Annotated in this window: 5 tRNA genes; all 5 read left to right on the forward strand. The window is 48.1% G+C overall.

Features of this window, described 5'->3' with window-relative positions:
* Positions 1–72: 72 nt before the first annotated feature.
* Positions 73–149, forward strand: a tRNA-Arg gene (locus tag L4D09_RS28845).
* A 50-nt stretch (positions 150–199) separates the two neighbouring features.
* Positions 200–276: transfer RNA gene (locus tag L4D09_RS28850), tRNA-Arg, on the forward strand.
* A 52-nt stretch (positions 277–328) separates the two neighbouring features.
* Positions 329–405: transfer RNA gene (locus L4D09_RS28855), tRNA-Arg, on the forward strand.
* Positions 406–457: 52 nt separating this feature from the next.
* Positions 458–534: transfer RNA gene (locus tag L4D09_RS28860), tRNA-Arg, on the forward strand.
* Between the two features lie 52 nt (positions 535–586).
* Positions 587–663, forward strand: a tRNA-Arg gene (locus tag L4D09_RS28865).
* The last annotated feature ends 5 nt before the right edge of the window (positions 664–668 follow it).

Consider the following 668-nt stretch of genomic DNA (forward strand, 5'->3'; position numbering starts at 1 on the left):
TACCAAGATGTATATCGTATTGGTGTTAATAAGTATCTTCCATAACTGGTCGATAAATAAAGCATTATCAGTGCGCGTGTAGCTCAGCTGGATAGAGTACCTGGCTACGAACCAGGCGGTCGGAGGTTCGAATCCTCCCACGCGCACCATTATTGATGAACAGTAATAGTATTGACTATTGCTGTTTGAACTAATTTGTGCGCGTGTAGCTCAGCTGGATAGAGTACCTGGCTACGAACCAGGCGGTCGGAGGTTCGAATCCTCCCACGCGCACCATTATTGATAAGCAGTGATAGTAATAACTATTGTTGTGTAAYACCGATTTAGTGCGCGTGTAGCTCAGCTGGATAGAGTACCTGGCTACGAACCAGGCGGTCGGAGGTTCGAATCCTCCCACGCGCACCATTATTGATAAGCAGTGATAGTAKTAACTATTGTTGTGTAACACCGATTTAGTGCGCGTGTAGCTCAGCTGGATAGAGTACCTGGCTACGAACCAGGCGGTCGGAGGTTCGAATCCTCCCACGCGCACCATTATTGATAAGCAGTGATAGTAGTAACTATYGTTGTGTAACACCGATTTAGTGCGCGTGTAGCTCAGCTGGATAGAGTACCTGGCTACGAACCAGGCGGTCGGAGGTTCGAATCCTCCCACGCGCACCATTATT

Origin of the sequence: Photobacterium makurazakiensis (assembly GCF_050336715.1) — a bacterium.
Taxonomy (GTDB): Bacteria; Pseudomonadota; Gammaproteobacteria; order Enterobacterales; family Vibrionaceae; genus Photobacterium; species Photobacterium makurazakiensis.